The sequence below is a fragment of the Pseudomonas sp. B8(2017) genome (assembly GCF_002113575.1).
GTDB lineage: Bacteria > Pseudomonadota > Gammaproteobacteria > Pseudomonadales > Pseudomonadaceae > Aquipseudomonas > Aquipseudomonas putida_Z.
Genome location: NZ_NEIO01000006.1, coordinates 12,393 through 36,322 on the forward strand (window position 1 = coordinate 12,393; position 23,930 = coordinate 36,322).

Annotated in this window: 24 protein-coding genes; 18 read left to right on the forward strand and 6 right to left on the reverse strand. The window is 64.3% G+C overall.

Annotated features, from left to right (window positions below):
• The first annotated feature begins 102 nt into the window (after nucleotides 1-102).
• Genes CAG22_RS11250 through CAG22_RS11270 form a run of 5 tightly spaced genes read left to right on the forward strand, consistent with a single transcriptional unit; the run spans nucleotide 103 to nucleotide 5,135 of the window.
• The gene (locus CAG22_RS11250) at nucleotides 103-555 is read left to right on the forward strand and encodes a MarR family winged helix-turn-helix transcriptional regulator (RefSeq protein WP_025337266.1); all 453 of its coding nucleotides are present in this window, start codon (nucleotides 103-105) and stop codon (nucleotides 553-555) included.
• Complete coding sequence (locus tag CAG22_RS11255; RefSeq protein WP_025337267.1) at nucleotides 552-2,639, forward strand: FUSC family protein; 2,088 nt, start codon at nucleotides 552-554, stop codon at nucleotides 2,637-2,639. The genes CAG22_RS11250 and CAG22_RS11255 overlap by 4 nt, the downstream gene beginning before the upstream one ends.
• Entirely contained in the window at nucleotides 2,636-2,848 is a 213-nt protein-coding gene (locus CAG22_RS11260; protein WP_003255905.1) for a DUF1656 domain-containing protein, read from the forward strand. Before CAG22_RS11255 ends, CAG22_RS11260 begins: the two co-directional genes overlap by 4 nt.
• Complete coding sequence (locus CAG22_RS11265; RefSeq protein WP_010951565.1) at nucleotides 2,845-3,720, forward strand: HlyD family secretion protein; 876 nt, start codon at nucleotides 2,845-2,847, stop codon at nucleotides 3,718-3,720. The genes CAG22_RS11260 and CAG22_RS11265 overlap by 4 nt, the downstream gene beginning before the upstream one ends.
• A complete protein-coding gene (locus CAG22_RS11270) occupies nucleotides 3,717-5,135 on the forward strand; it encodes an efflux transporter outer membrane subunit (protein ID WP_085705482.1) in 1,419 nt (472 codons plus the stop codon). The genes CAG22_RS11265 and CAG22_RS11270 overlap by 4 nt, the downstream gene beginning before the upstream one ends.
• A gap of 310 nt (nucleotides 5,136-5,445) precedes the next feature.
• Here CAG22_RS11270 and CAG22_RS11275 read toward each other — a convergent pair whose 3' ends face one another.
• Nucleotides 5,446-5,901, reverse strand: coding sequence for a transposase (locus CAG22_RS11275; RefSeq protein WP_085705483.1), 456 nt, complete (start codon nucleotides 5,899-5,901; stop codon nucleotides 5,446-5,448).
• A 289-nt stretch (nucleotides 5,902-6,190) separates the two neighbouring features.
• On the opposite strand from CAG22_RS11275, the gene CAG22_RS11280 reads away from it, so the two are divergent.
• Nucleotides 6,191-8,134 (forward strand): FTR1 family protein, encoded by a 1,944-nt coding sequence (locus CAG22_RS11280; protein WP_085691935.1) that lies wholly within the window; start codon nucleotides 6,191-6,193, stop codon nucleotides 8,132-8,134.
• A gap of 133 nt (nucleotides 8,135-8,267) precedes the next feature.
• Here CAG22_RS11280 and CAG22_RS11285 read toward each other — a convergent pair whose 3' ends face one another.
• Nucleotides 8,268-8,513 (reverse strand): TIGR02647 family protein, encoded by a 246-nt coding sequence (locus tag CAG22_RS11285; RefSeq protein WP_015268535.1) that lies wholly within the window; start codon nucleotides 8,511-8,513, stop codon nucleotides 8,268-8,270.
• Between the two features lie 70 nt (nucleotides 8,514-8,583).
• On the reverse strand, nucleotides 8,584-8,886 hold the full coding sequence (locus CAG22_RS11290; RefSeq protein ID WP_085591763.1) for a hypothetical protein: 303 nt from the start codon (nucleotides 8,884-8,886) through the stop codon (nucleotides 8,584-8,586).
• Nucleotides 8,887-9,033: 147 nt separating this feature from the next.
• Here CAG22_RS11290 and CAG22_RS11295 point away from each other — a divergent pair, with 147 nt between their 5' ends.
• Nucleotides 9,034-9,696: a glutathione S-transferase gene (locus tag CAG22_RS11295; protein ID WP_025337273.1), complete on the forward strand. Its 663-nt coding sequence runs from the start codon at nucleotides 9,034-9,036 to the stop codon at nucleotides 9,694-9,696.
• A 116-nt stretch (nucleotides 9,697-9,812) separates the two neighbouring features.
• Here CAG22_RS11295 and argH read toward each other — a convergent pair whose 3' ends face one another.
• On the reverse strand, nucleotides 9,813-11,207 hold the full coding sequence (gene argH, locus CAG22_RS11300; RefSeq protein ID WP_025337274.1) for an argininosuccinate lyase: 1,395 nt from the start codon (nucleotides 11,205-11,207) through the stop codon (nucleotides 9,813-9,815).
• A 297-nt stretch (nucleotides 11,208-11,504) separates the two neighbouring features.
• Here argH and CAG22_RS11305 point away from each other — a divergent pair, with 297 nt between their 5' ends.
• From CAG22_RS11305 to rsd, 7 genes are all read left to right on the forward strand, one after another.
• Nucleotides 11,505-12,248, forward strand: a complete 744-nt coding sequence (locus CAG22_RS11305) for a LytTR family DNA-binding domain-containing protein (protein ID WP_015268539.1) — start codon at nucleotides 11,505-11,507, stop codon at nucleotides 12,246-12,248.
• A 195-nt stretch (nucleotides 12,249-12,443) separates the two neighbouring features.
• Nucleotides 12,444-13,385: a hydroxymethylbilane synthase gene (gene hemC / locus CAG22_RS11310; RefSeq protein WP_025337275.1), complete on the forward strand. Its 942-nt coding sequence runs from the start codon at nucleotides 12,444-12,446 to the stop codon at nucleotides 13,383-13,385.
• The gene (locus CAG22_RS11315) at nucleotides 13,382-14,149 is read left to right on the forward strand and encodes a uroporphyrinogen-III synthase (protein ID WP_085705484.1); all 768 of its coding nucleotides are present in this window, start codon (nucleotides 13,382-13,384) and stop codon (nucleotides 14,147-14,149) included. The genes hemC and CAG22_RS11315 overlap by 4 nt, the downstream gene beginning before the upstream one ends.
• A 45-nt stretch (nucleotides 14,150-14,194) precedes the next feature.
• On the forward strand, nucleotides 14,195-15,295 hold the full coding sequence (locus CAG22_RS11320) for a uroporphyrinogen-III C-methyltransferase (RefSeq protein WP_084785108.1): 1,101 nt from the start codon (nucleotides 14,195-14,197) through the stop codon (nucleotides 15,293-15,295).
• Complete coding sequence (locus tag CAG22_RS11325; RefSeq protein WP_085705485.1) at nucleotides 15,292-16,530, forward strand: heme biosynthesis protein HemY; 1,239 nt, start codon at nucleotides 15,292-15,294, stop codon at nucleotides 16,528-16,530. Before CAG22_RS11320 ends, CAG22_RS11325 begins: the two co-directional genes overlap by 4 nt.
• A gap of 221 nt (nucleotides 16,531-16,751) precedes the next feature.
• Nucleotides 16,752-17,258 carry a disulfide bond formation protein B gene (locus CAG22_RS11330; RefSeq protein WP_085664199.1) on the forward strand — a complete coding sequence of 169 codons (507 nt, stop codon included), beginning with the start codon at nucleotides 16,752-16,754 and terminating at the stop codon, nucleotides 17,256-17,258.
• A 230-nt stretch (nucleotides 17,259-17,488) separates the two neighbouring features.
• Entirely contained in the window at nucleotides 17,489-17,959 is a 471-nt protein-coding gene (gene rsd, locus CAG22_RS11335; protein ID WP_085691938.1) for a sigma D regulator, read from the forward strand.
• A gap of 9 nt (nucleotides 17,960-17,968) precedes the next feature.
• Here rsd and CAG22_RS11340 read toward each other — a convergent pair whose 3' ends face one another.
• Nucleotides 17,969-18,607, reverse strand: coding sequence for an FKBP-type peptidyl-prolyl cis-trans isomerase (locus CAG22_RS11340; RefSeq protein ID WP_085691939.1), 639 nt, complete (start codon nucleotides 18,605-18,607; stop codon nucleotides 17,969-17,971).
• A gap of 352 nt (nucleotides 18,608-18,959) precedes the next feature.
• On the opposite strand from CAG22_RS11340, the gene CAG22_RS11345 reads away from it, so the two are divergent.
• A complete protein-coding gene (locus CAG22_RS11345) occupies nucleotides 18,960-20,075 on the forward strand; it encodes an AlgP family protein (RefSeq protein ID WP_085705486.1) in 1,116 nt (371 codons plus the stop codon).
• On the opposite strand, the gene CAG22_RS11350 is transcribed toward CAG22_RS11345, so the two are convergent.
• Nucleotides 20,051-20,533, reverse strand: a complete 483-nt coding sequence (locus CAG22_RS11350; protein ID WP_085705487.1) for a TIGR02444 family protein — start codon at nucleotides 20,531-20,533, stop codon at nucleotides 20,051-20,053. The two genes, CAG22_RS11345 and CAG22_RS11350, sit on opposite strands and share 25 nt — an antisense overlap.
• Before the next feature lie 50 nt (nucleotides 20,534-20,583).
• Between CAG22_RS11350 and CAG22_RS11355 the strand changes: the two genes are divergently transcribed.
• From CAG22_RS11355 to CAG22_RS11365, 3 genes are all read left to right on the forward strand, one after another.
• Nucleotides 20,584-22,494, forward strand: a complete 1,911-nt coding sequence (locus CAG22_RS11355; protein WP_085691942.1) for an ATP-binding cassette domain-containing protein — start codon at nucleotides 20,584-20,586, stop codon at nucleotides 22,492-22,494.
• Nucleotides 22,494-23,081, forward strand: coding sequence for a mechanosensitive ion channel family protein (locus CAG22_RS11360; protein ID WP_085705488.1), 588 nt, complete (start codon nucleotides 22,494-22,496; stop codon nucleotides 23,079-23,081). Before CAG22_RS11355 ends, CAG22_RS11360 begins: the two co-directional genes overlap by 1 nt.
• A gap of 199 nt (nucleotides 23,082-23,280) precedes the next feature.
• Nucleotides 23,281-23,913, forward strand: coding sequence for a LysE family transporter (locus CAG22_RS11365; RefSeq protein WP_046616418.1), 633 nt, complete (start codon nucleotides 23,281-23,283; stop codon nucleotides 23,911-23,913).
• Nucleotides 23,914-23,930 lie beyond the last annotated feature (17 nt).

Sequence of the window (23,930 nt, forward strand, 5' to 3'; positions counted from 1 at the left end):
ACAACATTTCACCCGGGCTATCCGTCACCCCCGGTTGACGACAGGGGGAGGCACAGGCGTATATTGATAGTTAGCAAACTATGAATATCCTTGGTTCCTGTCATGTCCCTTGATCTCCTGCGCCTGCAAGTCAGCAGTGGCATGGTGGTTGCCGCCCGCCATTGGCGGCGCATCTGCCATACCGCCCTGACCGGTTACGGCATTTCCGAGGCCTGCGCCGCGCCGTTGCTGATGATCGTGCGCCTGGGTGACGGCGTGCATCAGGTGGCCGTGGCCCAGGCCGCTGGCCTGGAAAGCCCGTCGCTGGTGCGCCTGCTCGACCAGCTGTGCAAGGCTGGCCTGGTATGCCGCAGCGAAGACCCATTGGACCGCCGCGCCAAGGCCCTGAGCCTGACCGCCGAAGGCCGCACCCTGGCCGAGTCCATCGAAGCCGAGCTGGTGCGCCTGCGCCGCGAGGTGCTGCATGGCATCGACCAGGCCGACCTGGAAGCCGCCTTGCGCGTGCTGCGTGCCTTCGAAGCCGCCGGCCTGGGCAACACAGGCGGGGCAGCATGAACGGTTTCTTCAGCTCGGTGCCCCCGGCCCGCGACTGGTTCTATGGCGTGCGTACCTTTGCCGCCTCCATGATCGCCCTGTACATCGCCCTGCTCATGCAGTTGCCGCGCCCCTATTGGGCCATGGCCACGGTGTACATCGTCTCCAGCCCGTTCCTTGGCCCCACCAGCTCCAAGGCCCTGTATCGTGCCGTGGGCACGCTGCTCGGTGCCGGCGGGGCGATTTTCCTGGTACCACCGCTGGTGCAGTCGCCGTTGCTGCTGAGCATCGCCATCGCCCTGTGGACCGGCACCTTGCTGTTCCTTTCGCTGAACCTGCGCACCGCCAACAACTATGTGCTGATGCTGGCCGGCTACACCTTGCCGATGATTGCCCTGGCGGTGGTCGACAACCCGCTTGCTGTGTTCGACGTGGCGTCTTCCCGCGCCCAGGAAATCTGCCTGGGGATCGTCTGCGCGGCGGTGGTCGGGGCGATCTTCTGGCCACGACGGCTGGCGCCAGTTGTAGTCGGTGCCACTGGTAGCTGGTTCACCGAAGCGATCCGCTACAGCGACACCTACCTGGCCCGCCAGGCCAGCGCAGACCAGGTTGGAGGCATGCGCGGGGCGATGGTTGCCACCTTCAACTCGCTGGAGCTGATGATCGGCCAGCTCGGCCATGAAGGCGCCGGTCCGCACACCCTGAAGAATGCCCGCGAGTTGCGCGGGCGCATGATCCACCTGCTGCCCGTGATCGATGCCCTCGACGACGCCCTGGTCGCCCTCGAAGGCCGCGCCCCGGCACAGTTCGCCCAGTTGCAACCGTTGCTCGATGCCGCCCGCGAATGGCTCAAGGGCACCGTCGACAGCGCCTCCGTCGCCCGCTGGACCGCCCTGCACGAACAGATCGAGCGCCTGCAGCCCGGCGCCGCTGCCCTCGACCAGCGTGCCGAACTGCTGCTGTCCAACGCCCTGTATCGCCTGACCGAATGGGCCGACCTGTGGCAGGACTGCTGCAGCCTGCAACATGCTCTGCGCAGCGACGATTCCAAACCCTGGCGCGCGGTGTACCGCCACTGGCGCCTGGGCCGCCTGACGGCGTTCTTCGACCGTGGCCTGATGCTGTATTCGGTGGCCTCAACCGTGCTGGCGATCGTTGTCGCCTGCGGCCTGTGGATCGGCCTGGGCTGGAACGACGGCGCCAGCGCAGTGATCCTCGCCGCCGTGTCGTGCAGCTTCTTCGCCGCCATGGACGACCCGGCGCCGCAGATCTACAGGTTCTTCTTCTGGACGCTGATGTCGGTCATCTTCTCCAGCCTGTACCTGTTCCTGGTGCTGCCCAACCTGCACGACTTCCCGATGCTGGTGCTGGCCTTCGCCGTGCCATTCATCTGCGTTGGCACCCTGACCGTGCAGCCGCGCTTCTACCTGGGTACCTTGCTGACCATCGTCAACACCTCGACCTTCATCAGCATCCAGGGTGCCTACGATGCTGACTTCTTCACCTTCCTCAATTCCAACCTGGCCGGTCCCGTGGGGCTGCTGTTCGCCTTCATCTGGACCTTGGTGATGCGCCCGTTCGGCGTGGAGCTGGCAGCCAAGCGCATGACCCGCTTCGCCTGGCGCGACATCGTCGAAATGACCGAGCCGGCCACCCTGGCCGAGCACCGCCAGGTCGGTGTGCAGATGCTCGACCGCCTGATGCAGCACCTGCCGCGCTTGTCGCAAACCGGGCAGGACAGCGGCGTGGCACTGCGCGACCTGCGCGTGGGGTTGAACCTGCTCGACCTGCTGGCCTATATGCCGCGTGCCGGGCAGCAGGCTCGCGAGCGCCTGAACACGGTAGTCGAGGAAGTCGGCGCGCACTACGCCGCCTGCCTGCGCGCCGGCGAGCGCCTGCACGCCCCGGCCGCGCTGCTGCGCAACATGGAGCGCGCGCGCCTGGCGCTGAACCTGGATGAACTGTACGAGCGCGGCGATGCCCGTACCCACCTGCTGCACGCGCTGAGCGGCCTGCGCCTGGCGCTGCTGCCGGGCGTGGAGGTGATGCTCGAGCCAGCCGAACAACCGCAACTGCCCCCCGGCCTCGACGGAGCGCCCCTGTGATTGGTGAACTGGATATCAGCGGGGTATTCCTGCCCACGCTGCTGGTGATGATGTTTGGCACCTACCTGCTGTTCCTCGGGGTGCACGCGGTGCTGGTGCGCCTGCATTTCTACCGCCTGGTCTGGCACCGGGCGTTGTTCAACGTTGCTCTGTATGCCGTGCTGCTTGGTGCGGTGGACCACTTTTGCCGAAACCTGATGCTGCCATGAAAAAACCTTTGCTGACCCTGGGCCGTGTGGTCCTGACCTTGCTGGTAGTGACCTTCGCCGCCGTGCTCGTGTGGCAGATGGTGGTGTACTACATGTTCGCCCCCTGGACCCGCGACGGCCACATCCGCGCCGACGTGATCCAGATTGCCCCGGACGTGTCCGGGTTGATCCAGAAGGTCGAGGTGCGTGACAACCAGACCGTCAAGCGCGGCGATGTGCTGTTTACCATCGACCAGGACCGCTTCACCCTGGCCCTGCGCCAGGCCAAGGCGACCTTGGGTGAGCGCCAGGAAACCCTGGCCCAGGCCTCCCGCGAAGCGCAGCGCAACCGCAAGCTGGGCAACCTGGTGGCCGCCGAACAGCTGGAAGAAAGCCAGTCCCGCGAGGCCCGTGCCCGTTCCGCCGTCAGCGAAGCGCAGGTGGCCGTCGATACCGCCCAGCTCAACCTCGACCGCTCGGTGGTGCGCAGCCCGGTGGACGGTTACCTGAACGACCGAGCACCGCGTAATCACGAATTCGTCACCGCCGGCCGCCCGGTGCTGTCGGTGGTCGACAGCGCCTCGTACCACGTCGATGGCTACTTCGAGGAAACCAAGCTTGGCGGTATCCACATCGGCGATGCCGTGGACATTCGCGTCATGGGCGACAACACCCGCCTGCGTGGTCATGTGCAAAGCTTCGCCGCCGGCATCGAAGACCGTGACCGCAGCAGTGGCGCCAACCTGTTGCCCAACGTCAACCCCGCATTCAGCTGGGTGCGCCTGGCCCAGCGTATTCCGGTGCGCATCGCCTTTGATGAAGTGCCGCAAGACTTCCGCATGATTGCCGGGCGAACCGCCACGGTGTCGATCATCGAGGGCCAGCGCCCATGAAACAGCTGATCCTGGCGGGGCTGTGCCTGTCGTTGGGGGCCTGCATGATGGTCGGCCCCGACTATGAGGTGCCGAAGGACGCGGCGGTGCAACGCAGCGACCTCAACGGCCCGCTGCGCCAGGATGCCGACAGCGTGGTATCGGCACCGGTGCCTGAGGACTGGTGGCAGCTGTATCAGGATCAACGGCTGAACGAGCTGGTGCGCCAGGCCCTGAGTGCCAACACCGACCTGCGCGTGGCTGCCGCCAACATTGCCAAGGCGCGCGCCCAGGTCGAAGTGGCTGAGTCGCAAGGTGGCTTCAACGGCGGCGTCAAACTTGGCGCCCAGCGCCTGCAGGAATCGGGCGAGGCCTTCCTGCTGCCAGAGAAAGTGCCGGTGGCCAACATCGGCGAAGCCATCATCAGTGCTTCGTACCAGTTCGACCTGTGGGGTACTTTCAAGCGTGGCACCGAGGCGGCCAAGGCCAATGCCGACGCAGTGCAGGCCGCCGCCGATACCGCCCGCATCACCTTGGTGGCGGATGTGGTCAAGGCCTACACCCAAGTGTGCTCGGCCAACGAGGAATACCACATTGCCCGCGAGTCGCTCGATCTGCAGGAGCAGAGCGTGAAGCTCAACCAGCGCCTGCGTGATGCCGGGCGTGGCGACGAAACCCAGGTCACCCGCTCGCAGACCCAGTTCAAATCCTTGCGCGCCGAACTGCCACGCTTCAAGGCGGAGCGCGAGACGGGCATCTATACCCTGGCTGCCTTGTTGGCAAAACCGGTCGACCAGCTGCCTGCCGGCACTGCCGATTGTGCCGAGCTGCCGCACCTTAACCAGCTGGTCCCGATGGGCGATGGCGCGGCGTTGCTCAAGCGCCGTCCAGACGTGCGCCAGGCCGAACGGCAGCTGGCCGCTGCCACTGCCTACATCGGCGTGGCCACCGGCGCCCTGTACCCCGACATCAGCATCGGCGCCCAGGTTGGCACCATCGGTATCCTCGAGAACCTTGGCGAGCCGGCGACCAACCGCTGGGGCTTCGGCCCGCAGATCAGCTGGACCATCCCCACCAATGGCACCCGCGCCCGCATTCGCATGGCCGAAGCCTCGACCCAGGCAGCCCTGGCGAATTTTGACGGGGTAGTGCTGAACGCCATTCGCGAGACCCAGACCCGCCTGGCGCAGTACAGCGCCCTGCTGGACCGGCGTGACGCGCTGGCCGAGGCGGAGAAGTCGGCCAAGGAAGCGGCGGACCAGACGCACCGGTATTACCAGGCGGGGCGTGAATCGTTCCTGGCCGACCTGCAGGCGACGCGTACCTATACCGACATGCGCGCGCAGCTGGCAGCGGCCAATAGCCAAGTGGCTCAGGGGCAGATTGGAGTGTTCCTGGCGTTGGGTGGGGGGTGGAAGGACACCGCCAAGCCTTGAGGCCCAATCGCCGGCAAGCCAGCTCCCACAGGTACTCCACCGCCTTTGAGACCTGTGGTTCACCTGTGATAGCCGGCTTGTGCATGCCTTGAAGTTGGTCCGGACCATGTGGGAGCTGGCTTGTGCATGCCTTGAAATTGGTACGGACCATGTGGAAGCTGGCTTGTGCATGCCTCGAAGTTGGTGCGGACCATGTGGGAGCTGGCTTGCCGGCGATGAGGCCCAGGCAGGTCAGCGCCTGCCACAGGCCTGATGAGTACCCTGTGGGAGCTGGCTTGCCGGCGATAGGGCCCTGACAGGCAAAGCCCCATCAAAGCCAAATTGCATCCCAGTGCGGATAATCCCTCACCCTCGCGACCAATCCTGCCCGCTTCGGATTCATGACGATGTACCGCGCCATTGCCTGCACATTCTCCTCCCGGCGCAATGCCCGGTCATGAAATCCCTTCTGCCAGAGCTGGCCGCTTCGCCCTTGATACCTGTTGATCATCATGGTGCTGCGAGATTTCACCCTGCGCATCAAGCGCTTCAGGCTGCCCGGTCCAAGCTCGACCAGCCAATGAAAATGATCTGGCATCACCACCCAGGCCAGCGATCTGACGGCACCTTCCTCTTCAGCCTGGCGCAACTCGGCAACCAGCAAGCGGGCCGAGTGAAAATCAGTGAATATTGGGGCCCGGTCGAGGGTTGTGCTGGTAAGCAGATACAATCGACTGGTTTCCGAAAAACGGCCAAGCCGTAACTGGTCTGAGTGGGGGCGATCCATGTTCCCTGTCTCCTGATGGTTTGCTCCTCAGGCTAGTGGCTATGGATCTGCGAATAACCAATCAATTGGTACCCGGTGTTTCCAGTGACATCGGCGCAACCTTTATCGCCGGCAAGCCAGCTCCCACCTCGACCGCATCTCCCCAAAGCCATGTGCAATACCTGTGGGCAGGCAACACAAGACAGAATCTCCCACAGGTTCAGCGCATCCCCCTCTTCATCTGATTTGTACCAAGATTTTTCATGAAATCCGCCCGGCACCCTTGAGCGAAGCAAAGTGGGAGTGAACAATGTTCTCTTTCGCATTCCCTTCGAGACTGGCCATGAAAACCCGTTCCCGTCTGCTTGCCTGGCTGCCGGTTATATTGCTCGGCCCGGTGCTGGCGCTGTGCAGCACCCTGGCGCTGGCCGAAGCCCCCGCCGAGGCCACCAAGGCCCTGCACCTGCTGGACTACATTGGCGCCGACTACCCGCCCACCGTGCAAGGCGGCAAGGTGATCGACGATGGTGAATACCGCGAGCAGCAGGAGTTCAGCGCGGTATTGGCCGACTTGGTCAAAGGCCTGCCTGCGCATGCTGAACAAGCAGCCCTGGAGCAGGGCGTCCAGGCGCTGCGCCAGGCCATCGACCAGCGCCAGGACGGCCCGGCTGTTGCCAGGCAGGCCCGCCAGCTGGGCGCACGCCTGGCGGTGGCCTACGAGGTCAGCCAGGCTCCAGTGATTACCCCGGACCCAGCCCGCGGCGCTTCGCTGTATGCGCAAAACTGCTCGATCTGCCACGGCGACACTGGCGCTGGCGACGGCCCGGCCGGCGTGGGCCTGGAGCCTGCACCCGCCAACCTGCGCGATGTTTCGCGCCTCGACCAGTTGAGCCTGTTCGACCTCTACAACACCCTGGCCCTGGGCATCGATGGCACCGAGATGCCTTCGTTTGCCGACCAGCTGGACGACCGCCAGCGTTGGGATGTGGCTGCCTACATCGCCAGCTTCACCGCCAAGCCAGAAGCCGGAAAAGGCGACAAGACTTGGAACATCGCCGACCTGGCCCGCCAGACCCCGGCCGAAGTCGCCGCCAGCGAAGGTGCCACGGCCGTGGAGGCGTTCCGCGCCCAGCGCGCCCAGCCGCCGCAGGTCAAGCGAGGCCCTGCGCAATTGCTCGAATACACCGCGAGCACCTTGGACAAGAGCCTGGCGGCCTACCGCGCAGGTGATCACGACCAGGCCTATGACCTGTCAGTAGCGGCCTACCTGGAAGGCTTCGAGCTGGTGGAAAGCTCGCTGGACAACATCGACACCCAGGCGCGCAAGGACACCGAAAAATCGCTGATGGCCTACCGTCAGTCGCTGCAGGACGGCTTGCCCGTGGCCCAGGCCGAGCAACGCCTGAGCGAAGCCAAGGCCAAGCTCGAGCAGGCTTCCAAACTGCTGGGCAGCGATGGCTTGAGCTGGTCGCTGAGCTTTGTATCCGGCTTGCTGATCCTGCTGCGCGAAGGCCTGGAGGCGATTCTGGTGCTGGCGGCGATCCTGGCCTTCCTGCGCAATACCGGCCAGCAGTCGGCGGTGCGCAGCGTCAACATCGGCTGGGGCCTGGCGCTGGTGGCTGGGTTCGCAACCTGGGCGCTGGCAGCCTACGTGATCGACGTCGGTGGCGCCCAGCGCGAACTGCTGGAAGGCTGCACGGCGCTTTTCGCCGCGGTGATGGTGCTGTGGCTTGGCGTGTGGATGCACGACCGCCGCCATGCCGCCGCCTGGCAGGACTACATCAAGAGCAGCCTGGTCAGTGGTGGTGGACGTTTCGGTTTTGCCGTGCTGGCGTTCTTCTCGGTTTACCGCGAACTGTTCGAAGTGATCCTGTTCTACGAAACCCTGTGGCTGCAGGCCGGCCCAGCCGGGCACCAGGCGGTGCTGGCGGGTGGTGCCACGGCGCTGGTGCTGCTGGTGGGGTTGGCCTGGGTGATCCTGCGTGGCTCGGCCAAGCTGCCGCTGTCGCTGTTCTTCAGCATCAACGCCGCGCTGCTATGTGCCTTGTCGGTGGTGTTCGCCGGGCATGGCGTGAAGGCGTTGCAAGAGGCCGGGGTACTTGGAACACGGCCGGTGGCGTTCTTCGAGTTCGACTGGTTGGGGATTCACGCTGACGCCTACTCGCTTTCGGCGCAGGCGCTGGCCTTGCTGGCCATCGTGTTCCTGTACGGGCGCTCGCGCCTGGCGGAGAAGCGCAGGGCAGCGGCCAACTGATTGGGGCCGCGCTGCGGCCCATCGCCGGCAAGCCAGCTCCCACCCCGACCGCATCGGCTTCAAGCCATTTGCAGTACCTGTGGGAGCCGGCTTGCCGGCGATGGGCTGCAAGGCAGCCCCTGGCATTATCAGTTCAGGCCGGCTGTGGCGCCTTGAGAATGTTCTGCAGCAACTGGACACTTTCGACAGCGTCATGACCCAGGCTGGTCAGGTAGCCGCCATCAGGTTGATCGGTCAGCCCCTTTTCATGCAGGCGTTGCGCGGCGGCTACCAGGGCGGGGGAAGCGTTCTTGTGAATCTTGATGCCTTCCTGGCTGCTGTCGTGCTTGAACAGCGAAAGGACTTCCAGTTCAGCGATCAGATCGGGGGTAAAAGGCATGGCGACTCCTGACTTCCAGACAAGGATGACGGCACCGTTCTACGGTGCCTGATCTTCGAGTGTAGCCGGGTTATTCGTCCTCGCCTTGATCCATCTCAGGCGGCAGCTCCGGCAGCGCGCGCAGGGCATTCTCGTACCACTCGCGGTCGAACTCGCGGTCTTCCACCAGCATGTTGTCAATTTCGAAGGCCAGTACATGGGCCATCAGGTTGAGAATGTCTTCGCGCTCGTAACCGACCAGGGTCAGTTTGTTGAACGTGGCTTTCGCCGCCGCCGGGTCGCCGCTTTCTATCTGGTTCTCGATGGCCTGGGTCAGCGTTGCCTCGGCGAAGGCTTCGTCGTCGTCATTGTCGATGTCGGTGGGCTCGCTCATGGCGGTACTCCTAGGATGGGATGCACAGTGTGCCACGCCTGTGGCGGCAATGCCCGGGCATTGACGGGGCGCATGACGCTGGTCAGGAGCGGGCGTACGGTCTATAAAAGCCGGGCCAACCCCTTACGGCCTGGAGGCTGTTACCTCATGCTCAAGCTTCATGGATTCTCGGTCAGCAACTACTACAACATGGTCAAGCTGGCCCTGCTGGAAAAAGGCCTGCCCTTCGAGGAAGTCACCTTCTATGGCGGCCAGGCGCCACAGGCGCTGGAAGTGAGCCCGCGAGGCAAGGTGCCGGTGCTGCAGACCGAACACGGCTTCCTCAGCGAAACCAGCGTGATCCTCGACTATATCGAGCAGACCCAGGGCGGCAAGGCGCTGCTGCCGGCCGACCCGTTCGGGCAGGCCAAGGTGCGTGAGCTGCTCAAGGAAATCGAGCTGTACATCGAACTGCCGGCGCGTACCTGCTATGCCGAGTCTTTCTTTGGTATGCAGGTCGAGCCGCTGATAAAGGAAAAAGCCCGTGCCGACCTGCTGGCCGGTTTTGCCACGCTCAAGCGCAACGGCCGCTTCGCACCCTATGTGGCGGGTGAGCAACTGACCCTGGCAGACCTGATGTTCTGCTTCTCGGTCGACCTGGCCTGCGCGGTGGGCAAGAAGGTGCTGAACATCGACTTCCTGGCGGACTTCCCGCAGGCCAAGGCGTTGCTGCAGCTGATGGGCGACAACCCGCACATGGCGCGAATCGTGGCGGACAAGGAGGCGGCGATGCCGGCCTTCATGGAGATGATTCGCAGCGGCAAGCGCTAAAAGCTGGGGCTGCTTCGCAGCCCATCGCCGGCAAGCCCGCTCCCACAGTTACAGCCACGCTATACCTGTGGGAGCGGGCGTGCCCGCGAACGAGGGCGAAGCCCTCGCAATGGGCCTTAACGCGAAGCCAGCAGCGCCTTGCCGCGGGCGACGGCCGCACGCACCTGCGCCGGTGCGGTACCACCAATGTGGTTACGGGCATTCACCGAGCCTTCCAGGGTCAGCACGGCAAACACGTCCTGCTCGATCTGGTCGCTGAACTGGCGCAGTTCGTCCAGGCTCATTTCGGCCAGGTCCTTGCCGGTGTCCACGCCATACTTCACCGCGTGACCCACGATCTCGTGGCAGTCACGGAACGGCAGGCCACGGCGTACCAGGTAGTCGGCCAGGTCGGTGGCAGTGGAGAAACCGCGCAGGGCCGCTTCACGCATGATGGCGTGCTTGGGCTTGATTGCCGGGATCATGTCGGCAAAGGCACGCAGCGAGTCGCGCAGGGTGTCGGCGGCGTCGAACAGCGGTTCCTTGTCTTCCTGGTTGTCCTTGTTGTAGGCCAGCGGCTGGCCTTTCATCAGGGTCAGCAGGCCGGTCAGGGCGCCGAACACACGGCCGCTCTTGCCACGTACCAGTTCCGGCACGTCCGGGTTCTTTTTCTGCGGCATGATGGAGCTGCCGGTGCAGAAGCGGTCTGGCAGGTCGATGAACTGGAACTGCGCGCTGGTCCACAGCACCAGCTCTTCGGAGAAGCGCGACAGGTGCATCATCGCCACGCTGGCGGCGGCGCAGAATTCGATGGCGAAGTCGCGGTCCGACACGCCGTCCAGCGAGTTGCCGGCCACGGCTTCGAAGCCCAGCAGCTTGCAGGTGAGTTCACGGTCGATCGGGTAGGTGGTACCTGCCAGCGCGGCGCTGCCCAGGGGCATGCGGTTGGCACGCTTGCGGCAATCGACCAGGCGCTCGTAGTCGCGGCTGAGCATTTCGAACCAGGCCAGCAGGTGGTGGCCGAAGGTGACCGGCTGGGCCGTCTGCAGGTGAGTGAAACCGGGCATGATGGTCTCGGCTTCACGCTCGGCCTGCTCCAGCAGGCCCTGCTGCAGGCGGGTGATTTCGGCCAGGATCAGGTCGATTTCGTCGCGCAGCCAAAGGCGAATGTCGGTGGCCACCTGGTCGTTGCGGCTACGGCCGGTGTGCAGCTTCTTGCCAGTGATGCCGATACGGTCGGTCAGGCGTGCCTCGATGTTCATGTGCACGTCTTCGAGGTCGACACGCCAGTCGAAGGTGCCAGCCTCGATCTCGCCCTGGATGGTCTTCAGGCCATCGATGATGGTGTCGCGCTCGGCATCGCTGAGCACGCCGACCTGCGCCAGCATGGTGGCATGGGCAATCGAACCCATGATGTCGTGGCGGTACAGGCGCTTGTCGAAATCGACCGAGGCGGTGAAACGGGCGACGAAGGCGTCGACGGGCTCACTGAAGCGGCCGCCCCAGGACTGATTGGTCTTGTCGGTGCTCATGGATTCACTCATTGCAGGCGTGAACGAAAAAGTGGCGCCGATGATAGCAGGGTTTGGGCTGGCCGCCGCAGGGCGCTGGTCGAGAGAAATGCGCGGAAAACGATAGAGAAGGATTTGCAGGAATGAACGGCAGTGTTCCACGGACCGTCTACAGTTGGACAGAGGACTGGCAGTGAATCTGCCGGCCGAGTGAATCTTTGGCCATCGCACCGGTCTAGAGCGTGACCTTAGTGTCGCTCGAACCATACCTGTCTACGCTATACCTGTGCGAGACTCATTCAGGAATCCAGCGCAATTATGAATGTCCTGATCGTTGATGACGAACCCCAAGGCCGTGAGCGCCTTAGCCGGCTGCTCGGCGAACTGGAGGGTTACACCGTGCTGGAGCCTAGCGCCACCAACGGCGAGGAGGCCTTGGCGCTGATCGAAAGCCTCAAGCCCGATGTGGTCCTGCTGGACATCGGCATGCCAGGCCTGGACGGCCTGCAGGTTGCTGCTCGCCTGTGCGAGCGCGAGGCGCCGCCGGCGGTGGTGTTTTGCACCGGGGACGATGAATACGGTGCCGAGGCTTTCAAGGACAGTACCCTCAGCCATGTGACCAAACCTTTCCAGGCCCAGGCCTTGCGCGATGCCTTGCGCAAGGCTGAAAAGCCCAACCGCGCCCAATTGGCGGCGCTCACCAGGCCGGCCAATGAAGGCGGAGGCCCGCGTAGCCACATCAGTGCCCGCACGCGCAAAGGCATCGAACTGATCCCTTTGCCCCAGGTGATCTATTTCATTGCCGATCACAAGTACGTGACCTTGCGCCACGAGGCCGGGGAAGTACTGCTCGACGAGCCCCTCAAGGCCCTGGAAGACGAGTTTGGCGAACGCTTCGTGCGTATCCACCGCAATGCGCTGGTCGCCCGTGAGCGGATCGAACGCCTGCAGCGCACGCCGCTGGGGCATTTCCAGCTGTACCTGAAAGGCCTGGACGGTGACGCCCTGACCGTCAGCCGGCGCCATGTGGCCGGTGTGCGCAAGATGATGCAAACCCTCTGAGCCTGTACCGGCCCAATCGCCGGCAAGCCAGCTCCCACAGGTATAGCGTCAGCCTTGAGCCTTGCACGGCTTTTGTGGGAGCTGGCTTGCCGGCGATTGGGCGGTACAGGTAAGCACAGGATCCTGATCCACATCTGCTAGCGATACCGGCGATGCTGTTATGATCGACAGCATTTCTCTGGATCGGGGCGTTCCATGTCCACTCGCGAAATCCGCATTGCCACCCGTAAAAGTGCCTTGGCCCTGTGGCAGGCCGAATACGTCAAAGCCCGCCTCGAGCAGGCCCACCCCGGTCTGCTGGTGACCTTGGTGCCCATGGTCAGCCGTGGCGACAAGCTGCTCGACGCGCCGCTGGCAAAGATTGGTGGCAAGGGCCTGTTCGTCAAGGAACTGGAAACCGCCCTGCTGGACAACGAAGCCGACATCGCCGTGCATTCGATGAAGGACGTGCCCATGGACTTCCCCGAAGGCCTGGGCCTGTATTGCATCTGCGAGCGCGAAGACCCGCGTGATGCCTTTGTTTCCAATACGTTTGACAGCCTTGATGCGCTGCCTGCCGGCAGCATCGTCGGTACCTCCAGCCTGCGTCGCCAGGCCCAGTTGCTGGCGCGTCGCCCGGACCTGCAAATCCGCTTCCTGCGCGGCAACGTCAACACCCGCCTGGCCAAGCTGGATGCCGGTGAGTACGACGCCATCATCCTCGCCGCCGCCGGCTTGATCCGCCTGGGCTTCGAAGACCGCATCACCTCCACCATCAGCGTCGATGACAGCCTGCCGGCTGGCGGCCAGGGCGCGGTGGGCATCGAATGCCGCAGCGCCGACCAGCAAATCCACGCGCTGCTGGCGCCGCTGCACCATGCCGATACCGCCGACCGGGTTGTGGCCGAACGCGCCCTGAACAAACGCCTGAATGGTGGCTGCCAGGTACCGATTGCCTGCTATGCGGTGCTGGAAGGTGACCAGCTGTGGCTGCGTGGCCTGGTCGGCCAGCCCAGCGGCGGTACCCTGCTGGTGGCCGATGCCCGCGCCCCACGTACTGCCGCCGAAACCCTGGGCGTGCAGGTGGCCGAGGACCTGCTGGGGCAGGGCGCCGAGGCCATCCTCAAGGAAGTCTACGGCGAGGCCGGCCACCCGTGAGTTCGTGGCGCCTGTTGCTGACCCGGCCTGCCGAGGACTGTGCGGCACTGGCGCAAAGCCTGGCAGCGGCGGGGATAGCCAGCAGCTGCCTGCCGCTGCTGGCAATCGAGCCCGTCGCTGTGGATAACCAGCAACGCCTGTTGCTGGAAGGCCTGCAGGGCTTCCAGGCGATCATCGTGGTCAGCAAGCCGGCAGCCCGCTTGTTGCTTGAGCAACTGGCCGATGCCGGCCTGCAGCCACCCGTGCAAGGCTGGTTCACTGTGGGCGAGGCAACCGCCGCCGTGCTGCAGGGTGCGGGCCTGGCGGTGAGCTTCCCCCCACGTGGCGATGACAGCGAAGCGTTGCTGGCGCTGCCAGCCCTGCGCCAGGCAGTTGCCGTGCCGGCACCGCGGATCTTGATCGTTCGTGGCGTCGGAGGTCGCGAACTGCTGGCAGAGCGTCTTGCAGAGCAAGGTGCTAGTGTCGATTATCTGGAACTGTATCGTCGCTGCCTGCCGGCTTACCCGGCAGGCACCCTGATGCGCCGCATCGAAGCGGAACGCCTCAATGGCCTGGTGGTCAGCAGTGGGCAGGGTTTTGAACACTTGCAGCAGATGGCCGGCGCCGATTGGCCGCAGCTGGCGCGTCTGCCGCTGTTCGTGCCCAGCCCTCGGGTTGCCGAGCAGGCCAGGGCCGCCGGGGCCCAACAGGTTGTGGATTGCCGTGGCGCCAGTGCCACGGCCTTGCTGGCAGCCGTGCAGCGCAGCGCTGCACCTGCCTCTTAAGGCGCTAAGCTGAACGCGATGCGCCCCCATGCAAAGGATGGATACGTGAGCGAGACTGTCTTGTCCAATAACGATCAGCCGTCGGCACAAGCGCCGGCGGAACCCGTCACCACCCCACCTGCCAAGCGCTCCGGCAGTGGCCTGGCAACGCTGGCCCTGCTGTTGGGCGCGGCCGGGGTGGCGGTAGGTGGCTGGGGTGTCTGGCAGGTGCGTCAACTGCAAGGCAGCGAATTCAACCAGGGCCAGCACATCGAGGCGCTGAACCAGCGCGCCGAGGCCCTGCAGCAGCGTGAACAGCAGATCAGCGCGCAACTGGCCAGCCTGCCAGCGGCCAGCGAGCTGGAAGACCGCCGCCGCCTGGTGGCGCAGTTGCAAGGCGACCAGCAACGCCTCAGCCAGCGCCTGGAAACCGTACTGGGCGAAAGCCGCAAGGAATGGCGCCTGGCCGAGGCCGAGCACCTGCTGCGCCTGGCCACCCTGCGCCTGTCTGCGCTGCAGGACATCACCAGTGCCAAGGCCTTGGTCGAGGGGGCGGACGAGATCCTGCGCGAGCAGAGCGATCCGGGTGCCTTCGCCGCCCGTGAGCAACTGGCGCGCAGCCTGGCCACGCTCAACAGCACTCAGCAACCGGACCGTACCGGCCTGTTCCTGAAACTGGCCGCTCAGCGTGAGCTGGTGCAGCAACTCAGCGCCCAGTCGCCGGAGTTCGACACCAATGCCGATGCCTTGGGCGCGCTCACCGCCGATGGTGACGGCGCCAGTCGCCTGTCCCAGTGGTGGGCCGAGATCTCCAAGTACTTCCAGATCGACTTCAACGCCGATGACAACGTGCGTCCGCTGCTGGCCGGGCAGCAACTGAACCAGCTGCGCCTGGCCCTGAGCCTGACCATCGAGCAGGCCCAGTGGGCAGCGCTCAATGGCGACAGCAAGGTGTACACCCAGGCGCTGGACGACGCCCGCAGCGTGCTGCTGGCCAATTTCAACGCCGACAACCCGCAAAGCAAGGCCATGCTTGACAGCCTCAATGCCCTGGCCGAGCAGCCGGTGTCGGTGGTTACCCCCGACCTCAGCGAAAGCCTGGCCGCAGTGCAGGCCTATATACAGCGCCGCCACCTGCCGGCCGAGGCTGAAGGGGGCAAGCCATGAAGCGTGTCTACCTGCTGGCCGTGCTGGCGATCGTGGTCGCCGCGGCGCTGGGTGTTGCGGTCGCCAAGCACAGCGGCTACGTGCTGATTTCCTATGGCAGCTTCCGCTACCAGTCGGGACTTTGGGCGGCCCTGGCCGGCTTGCTGGCTGTAGTGCTGCTGCTGTGGCTGGTGCGCTACCTGGTCGGCCTGGTGCTGACTTCCAGCGGCGTGGTCAACCCGTGGTCGCGGCGTAATCGCAGCCGGCGCGTTCGTCTGGCCATCGAGCAGGGTCAGCTGGACCTCGCCGAGGGCCGTTGGGCCAGTGCCCAGCGCCATCTGCACCGTGCCGCCGAGGCCGAGCGCCAGCCGTTGCTGTACTACCTCGGTGCCGCGCGTGCCGCCAACGAGCAAGGCCGAACCGAAGACAGCGACAACCTGCTGGAACGTGCCCTGGAGCGCCAACCGCAAGCGGAACTGGCTATCGCCCTGACCCATGCACAGTTGCAGATGGACCGTGGCGAAAGCGACGGCGCCTTGGAAACCCTGCTGGCCATGCAGGAGCGCCACCCGCACAACGGCCAGGTGCTGCGCCTGCTGCAGCGCCTGCACCTGGAGCGCGGCGACTGGTCGGCACTGATCCGCCTGCTACCCGACCTGCGCAAGGGCAAGGTGCTGCCGGCCGCCGAGCTGGCAGCCCTGGAACAACGTGCCTGGGGCCAGAACCTGAGCCTGGCCACCACCCGTGGCGAGGACGCGCAAAGTGCCCGTCAGGCCTTGGAGCGCGCCTGGCAGCAACTGACCGCAGCCCAGCGCCAGGAGCCACAGCTGGTGCTGGCCTATGCCGAGCAATTGCGCCAGGTGGGTGCCCAGAGCGAAGCCGAACAAGTGCTGCGTACCGCCCTCAAGCGTGAATACGAAAGCCACCTGGCCCGCCTGTACGGCCTGGTGCGCGGCGATGACCCGGCGCGCCAGCTGCAAACAGCCGAAGGTTGGCTCAAGGCCCACCCGCAAGATGCCAGCCTGCTGCTTACCCTGGGCCGTCTGAGCCTGCAGAACCGCCTGTGGGGCAAGGCGCGCGACTACCTGGAAAGCAGCCTGCGCATGGAGCGCAACCCCGAGGCCTGTGCCGAGCTGGCGCGCCTGCTCGCTGGCCTGGGCGAGACCGAGCGCAGCAACCAGCTGTTCCAGGAGGGCCTCGGCCTGCTGGACGAGCGCCTGCTGGCCCTGCCTTTGCCCGAAGGCGTACGCGCCTGACCTACCCCAGGGCCCGCGCAAAGGTGCGGGCCTTGGGGGCGGGTAACCTTTCTCTCGATGTAAGTTAGATTTGCAATCCATTTCTTCAGACGTTTCCTACTGCATAGTTGGAAATTTCCTTCGCGATTCAGCGACTTGTCGTTGCTGTCGCGCCTTGAAACAAAGCGCGTCTTTCCTCTACCGTTTCAGGCCACTTCATTATCCCGGGACCTTCACCGCCCATGCTGCCGGCCCGTTTGCGCACCTTTTTCCTACCTGCCTGCCTTGCTGCACTGGCGGTACTGGCCGCGTCCTTCCACCTGGAAAGCGTCCTCGGGCTGGTGCCCTGCCCGTTGTGTTTCAGCCAGCGGCTGCTGCTTGGCGTGTACGCGCTGCTGTGCCTGGCGGCAGTGCTGCAGGCACCGGGTACGGCGGGCATTCGCTGTTACGCGCGGGCGACGCTGGGCTGTTCGCTGGCCGGGGCGTTGCTGGCAGCGCGACATGTCTGGTTGCAAGGGGATGACGGGGCCATCCCGGTCTGCCCGGTGCCGCTCGGGCGGCTGTTCGAGCAATCCTGGGGCGAGGCGGCACGGCAATTGTTGTTCGGCGGCCCGGATTGCAACTCGCTGACCTGGAGCTTTCTCGACCTGACCCTGCCCGAGTGGAGCCTGCTGGCCTTCCTGCTGCTGGCGGTGCTGCCCTTGAGTTGCCTGCTGGCGTATCGTTTCCGCACCCTGGCGAGAACATGACCTGGCGCAAGGTTGCGCCATTGGCACGACCAATGGCCGTGTAACAGGGTATTAAACACTTGTATGAACTTTGTCCGCTGCGTACCTTGAAGGGCAGCACGCGCGGGAATAATCTCCCAGCACGCATACCGAAAACACAACTGCTCGATGCCGCCTGCTGATGTCACCTTTGTGCTGCACGGTCGTGGTGCGAGGTGCAGCGGCATCTACCCAGAAGGGAAGAGATCGCCATGCTCGATAGTTGTCAGAACGCTCAGGAACGCTGGGGTGGGGTTCACAAACTGATCGACCGCTGGCTGGAGGAGCGCCAGGAACTGGTGCAGGCTTTCCGCGCGCTGCGCGATGCCAAGCCGGCCTTCGCCGACAAGGACACGAACGGGGAGTTTTGCGCGCTCCTTGTCGACTACGTTTCGGCGTGGCATTTCGAAGTCTGCGAGCAGCTGGTCAGTGAGGCCAAGGCCTTCGGCGACGAGAAGGCGCTGAAGTTGGCCGAAGATATCAACCCACGGATCAACGACAGTACTCAGATCGCACTGGCCTTCAATGACCATTGCGCCAAGGGTGAATGCAAGGACACCGAACGCTTTGCCGAAAAGCTGGGCAAGCTGGGTGGCCTGCTGCACGAGCGCTTCGAACTGGAAGACTGCCTGATCGAAGTGTTGCACAACGCGCACAAGGAAGAAGGCGCGGTCCAGGCTTGAGGGTTGGCGTCAGTCGCCAACCGCCAGCAGTTCGATCTCGAACACCAGGGGTGTATAGGGGGCGATCAGGTCGCCCGCGCCCTCGGCGCCATAAGCTTGCGCTGAGGGAATCACCAGGCGCCATTTGGCGCCGGTGTGCATCTTTGGCAAGGCCACCTGCCACCCTTCGATTACCGAGTCCAGGCTGAACCACTGGGGCGTCTGGTTCTGGTCGAACACCGAGCCGTCTGGCAGCCTGCCCACGTAGCGCACCTGCACCTTGCCACCGGCTTTGGGCTGCGCGCCCGTACCTGCTTGCAGTTCGCTGTAGAGCAAGCCCTCCGGTAGTTCGTGCACGCCATAACGACCACGCTCGTTGGCCATGAAGCGTGTTTCGGCAGCTTGAAGTTTCTGCATGGCGGCATCGCCTTCCTGGGCTTCCTGCTGCTGGAGCAAGGCCTGCATGCGTGCCTTGTCGAGTTTCAGCGGTTGCCCCTGGTAGGACTGGCGCAGGCCTTCTACCAGCGCATCCAGTTGCAGGCCCGGCATATCCTGGCGCAGCCGCTCACCCAGGCTGGCGCCGATGCTGTAGGCGAGGTCATGTTCTTCGCTGTCGGCTAGGGCGATGGGTGCCAGCAGGCATAAACCTAAAACAAGATATCGAGGCATGGTCAGTTCCTGCGCCAATGAGCGGGGAAGTATGCCAGTGTTTCGACAGATTTCAGTTTTTGTATCTACCGGTACTGGCCCTATCGCCGGCAAGCCAGCTCCCACCTCGACCGCATCGACTTCAAGTCAGGCGCAGTACCTGTGGGAGCTGGCTTGCCGGCGATAGGGCCGGTACAGATAATTGCCAAATATCAGCAATGATTTATTCAGCAACTACACTTGCTCGGAGCTGCAAGATAACAACTTTGCCCAGGCATGCAACGCGGCGTAAATAATACTGTCAACATGCCCTAGCGGCGGTAGCAGCAGAAGCATAGTATGAGCCGCAATCTCGTCAGCCAGGAGGTAAACCATGTCGGCTAAAAAGAAGCCAGTAAGCACGCCGTTACACCTGCTCCAGCAACTTTCGGGCAGCTTGCTCGAACACTTGGAAGATGCCTGCTCGCAAGCGCTGGCTGATGCGGAAAAACTGCTGGCCAAGTTGGAAAAGCAGCGTGGCAAGGCCCAGGAAAAACTGCACAACGGTCGCCTGAAACTGCAAGACGCGGCCAAGGCAGGTAAAGCCAAGGCGCAGACCAAGGCGCAAAAAGTCATTGGCGAACTTGAAGAACTGCTCGACTCCCTCAAGGAACGTCAAACCCAGACCCGTTCTTATATCCAGCAACTCAAGCGCGATGCCCAGGACAGCCTCAAGCTGGCCCAAGGTGTAGGCAAGGTTCGCGAAGCTGCAGCCAAGGCGCTTGACCAGCGTGCTGCCAAGACCTCCAAACCGGCAGCCGCCAAACCTGCCACCAAGGCTGCTACGGCCAAACCTGCAGCCAAGCCGGCCGCCAAGGCCACTGCTGCCAAACCTGCGGCCAAGCCAGCCGCCAAGGCCACTGCTGCTGCCAAACCTGCGGCCAAGCCGGCAGCCAAGGCGACTGCTGCTGCCAAACCTGCAGCCAAGCCAGCCGCCAAGGCCACTGCTGCTGCCAAACCTGCAGCCAAGCCAGCCGCCAAGGCCACTGCTGCTGCCAAACCTGCGGCCAAGCCAGCCGCCAAGGCCACTGCTGCGGCCAAACCTGCGGCCAAGCCAGCCGCCAAGGCCACTGCTGCTGCCAAACCTGCAGCCAAGCCGGCTGCCAAGGCCACTGCTGCTGCCAAACCGGCAGCCAAGCCAGCAGCCAAAGCCACCGCAGCCGCTAAACCTGCAGCCAAGCCAGCGGCAGCCAAAACGCCAGCCAAAGCCGCTGCTGCCAAGCCGGCCACGAAACCAGCTGCCGCCAAGGCCCCAGCACGTACGGCCGCCAAACCCGCCGCCAAGCCAGCAGCTGCCAAGCCTGTTGCCAGCAAGCCAGCCGAAGCCAAACCGGCTACGCCAGCCGCCAGCACTCCGGCCGTCGCGACCAACTCGGCCACCCCGGCAACTTCGGTAGCGCCATCGGCACCTGCCAGCACCCCGGCTCAGGCACCGTCTTCGGCGTCCTGAAGCGCTGCCGCCGCGACGCGCAACCGAACCAGCGCGTCGTGGTGGCGGGCCTGGGCCGGCGCCAGCCGGTCCAGCCAGTTTTCCATGGGCTCATGGGCGCCCACCGGCCACTGTCGCGAACGCTCCTGCAAGCGTTCCAGCAAGGCTTTCTCGGCTTGTAACTCCAATCCTTTCACCTGCTCCCGCAACGCCGCCAGCTGCGCATCACCTTGCGCCGCTGCTCGCCACTGTTGGCGCAAGCTACGTAACGGGTTGACCACTTCGCGCTGCCAGGGCTCGGTAACCTCGCGCAATGCCTGTACGCGATCGTCCCGCACGGCCACGCCACGTGCCTGCAACCAGGTTGCGCACAGCAGCAGACAGGCATCGCCACCCAGCGCCTGCAGGTCTAGGCAGGCGGCTTCCACGCCGGGCCTGGCGTACAGGGCCAGGGCGTGATTCCACAGGTCGGTGTGCATGGTTCCACTCGCGCTATGGGCCGAGGAAGCTGGTAGACTCCGCGACCATCATGATCAGACTATCCAACCTCACTTTACAGCGTGGTCCGCAGCGCTTGCTAGAAGGCGCCGAGATGACCCTGCACACCGGTCACAAGGCCGGCCTGATCGGCGCCAACGGCGCCGGAAAATCCAGCCTGTTCGCCTTGCTGCGCGGTGAGCTGTCGCCTGATGCCGGCGATTGCCAGCTGCCCGGTGACTGGCGCATCGCCCACATGCGCCAGGAAGTCGATACCCTCGACCGCCTGGCCGTGGACTATGTGCTCGACGGTGACGTGCGCCTGCGCAAGGTCCAGGCCGAACTGGCCGCGGCCGAGCAGGCCCACGACGGTACCGCCCTGGCGCGCCTGCACATTGAGCTGGATAGCGCCGACGGCTATACCGCCGACGCCCGCGCACGCAAGTTGCTGGCCGGCCTTGGTTTCACCAACGAACAGATGGACCGCCGCGTCGGCGACTTCTCCGGTGGCTGGCGGATGCGCCTGAACCTGGCCCAAGCCCTGATGTGCCCGTCCGACCTGCTGCTGCTCGACGAGCCCACCAACCACCTGGACCTGGACGCTATCCTGTGGCTGGAGGACTGGCTCAAGGGCTACCCCGGCACGTTGTTGCTGATCTCCCACGACCGCGACTTCCTCGATGCCGTGGTCGACCATGTGCTGCACGTCGAGCAGCGCAAGCTGAACCTGTACAAAGGCGGCTACACCGCCTTCGAGCGCACCCGGGCCGAGCGCCTGGCGCAACAGCAGCAGGCCTACGAGAAACAGCAGGCCCAGCGTGCGCACATGGAAAAGTACATTGCCCGCTTCAAGGCCCAGGCCACCAAGGCCCGCCAGGCACAGAGCCGGATCAAGGCCCTGGAGCGCATGGAGGAGCTGTCGGCGGCGCATGTCGATTCGCCGTTCGACTTCGTTTTCCGCGAGTCACATAAAATCTCCAGCCCGCTGCTCAGCCTGTCCGAAGGCCGTCTGGGCTACGGTGACAAGGCGATCCTCGACAAGGTCAAGCTGCAGCTCACCCCCGGTGCGCGCATTGGCCTGCTCGGCCCCAACGGCGCTGGCAAGTCGACCCTGATCAAAAACCTCGCAGGCGAGCTCGAGCCATTGTCGGGCCGCCTGGTGCGGGGTGAGAACCTGGCTGTGGGCTACTTTGCCCAGCACCAGCTGGATTCGCTGGACGACAAGGCCAGCCCGCTGCTGCACCTGCAACGCATTGCCCCCACCGAGCGTGAGCAGACCCTGCGCGACTTCCTGGGTGGCTTCGACTTCCATGGCGATCGCGTCGACGAGCCGGTGGTGAACTTCTCCGGTGGTGAGAAGGCCCGCCTGGCGTTGGCCCTGATCGCCTGGGAGCGACCGAACCTGCTGCTGCTCGACGAACCGACCAACCACCTCGACCTGGAAATGCGCCTGGCGCTGACCATGGCCCTGCAGGAGTTTGCCGGTGCCGTGGTGGTGGTGTCGCACGACCGTCATCTGCTCAAGAGCACTACCGACGACTTCCTGTTGGTGGCTGACGGCAAGGTCGACATCTTCGATGGTGACCTGGACGACTACAGCCGCTGGCTGGTCGAGTACCGCCAGCGCAGCGCGCCGGCCAGTACCGCCCCGGTCAACCCGGACAAGACCGACAAGAAGGCCCAACGCCAGGCTGCCGCAGCCTTGCGCCAGCAACTGGCCCCGCACAAGAAGGCTGCCGACAAGCTGGAAGCCGAGCTCAACCAGGTGCACGCGCAACTGGCCGAGATCGAGACCGCGCTGGGTGATGGTGGCCTCTACGACGCGTCGCGCAAGGACGAGTTGCGTGACCTGCTGGCGCGCCAGACCAAGCTGAAGCAGCGCGAAGGCGAACTGGAAGAGGCCTGGATGGAAGCGCTGGAAACCCTCGAAAGCATGCAGGCCGAGCTCGAGGCGCTGTCCTGATGGAGGAACTGCGTTCGCTGCTGCCAGGGCAATGGATGGACACCTTCTGGCTGGGCTTGCAGATCCTGTTGATCCTGGTAGCGGCCTTCGTCCTGCAGCGCATCGTTGCACGCGGGCTGAGCCGCCTGAGCCAGCGTTACCCGTTGCCGCCGGAACTGCTGGTGCCGGTGCGTGGCGGCCTGCGCTGGCTGATCATGGGCAGCGCGTTGCTGTTTGTGCTGGAGCGCCTGGGTGTATCGGCGACTGTGCTGTGGACAGCACTGTCCGGCTTCGTCGCGGTGGCGGCAGTGGCCTTCTTCGCCATGTGGAGCGTGCTTTCCAACCTGCTGTGCGCGGTGCTGATCTTCACCGTCGGGCCGTTTCGTATTGGTGACGTGGTCGAACTGGTCGACACCCTGGACAAGCCGGGCGTCAAGGGCCGGGTGATTGCCATCAACCTGCTGTTCACCACCCTGATGGAAATGCCCGAGGCGGGCGGGGCGCTGGTGCAGGTGCCCAATAGCCAGTTCTTCCAGAAGTCGGTACGGCGCTGGCGCGGGGCTGAGGTGCAGTCCATGCACAAAGAGTCGCCTGTCGAGGCTGACTGAACCTGCACCGGCCTCTTCGCGGGTAAACCCGCTCCCACAGGAATTCCGCAGCCCTTGGGGACAGCGCGATACCTGTGGGAGCGGGTTCACCCGCGAAGAGGCCAGCACAGACAATACAAATCCTTCAGAAATCGCTGGTTATTTTTTCACCAACACCTTAGCTTAACGTTTTGCAACATATGTTCGAGCGAGGTGTGTGATGTCGATGGAAGTGTGGTTGGGCTTCTTTGCCGCCTGTTGGGTGATCAGTCTTTCACCCGGTGCCGGGGCGATTGCCTCGATGTCCAGCGGCCTGCAATACGGCTTCTGGCGTGGTTACTGGAACGCCCTGGGCCTGCAACTGGGCCTGATCGTGCAGATCGCCATCATCGCCGCCGGCGTCGGCGCCATCCTGGCCGCCTCGGCCACGGCCTTCCAGATCATCAAATGGTTCGGCGTCGCCTACCTTGTCTACCTGGCCTACAAGCAATGGCGAGCCTTGCCGATGGACATGAGCGATGAATCCGCCGTGCGCCCTATCGGTAAACCGCTGAGCCTGGTGTTCCGTGGCTTCCTGGTCAACGTCAGCAACCCCAAGGCACTGGTGTTCATGCTGGCGGTGCTGCCGCAGTTCATCAACCCGCATGAGCCGCTGTTGCCGCAGTATGTGGCGATCACGGTGACCATGGTCACCGTGGATATGCTGGTGATGGCGGGGTACACCGGGTTGGCTGCGCGGGTTTTGCGCTTGCTGCGTACGCCCAAGCAGCAGAAGCGTTTGAACCGGACGTTCGCCGGGTTGTTCATTGGCGCGGCCACCTTCCTGGCGACTTTGCGTCGCGCGCCAGTCTGACAGACCGTATGTAGGCC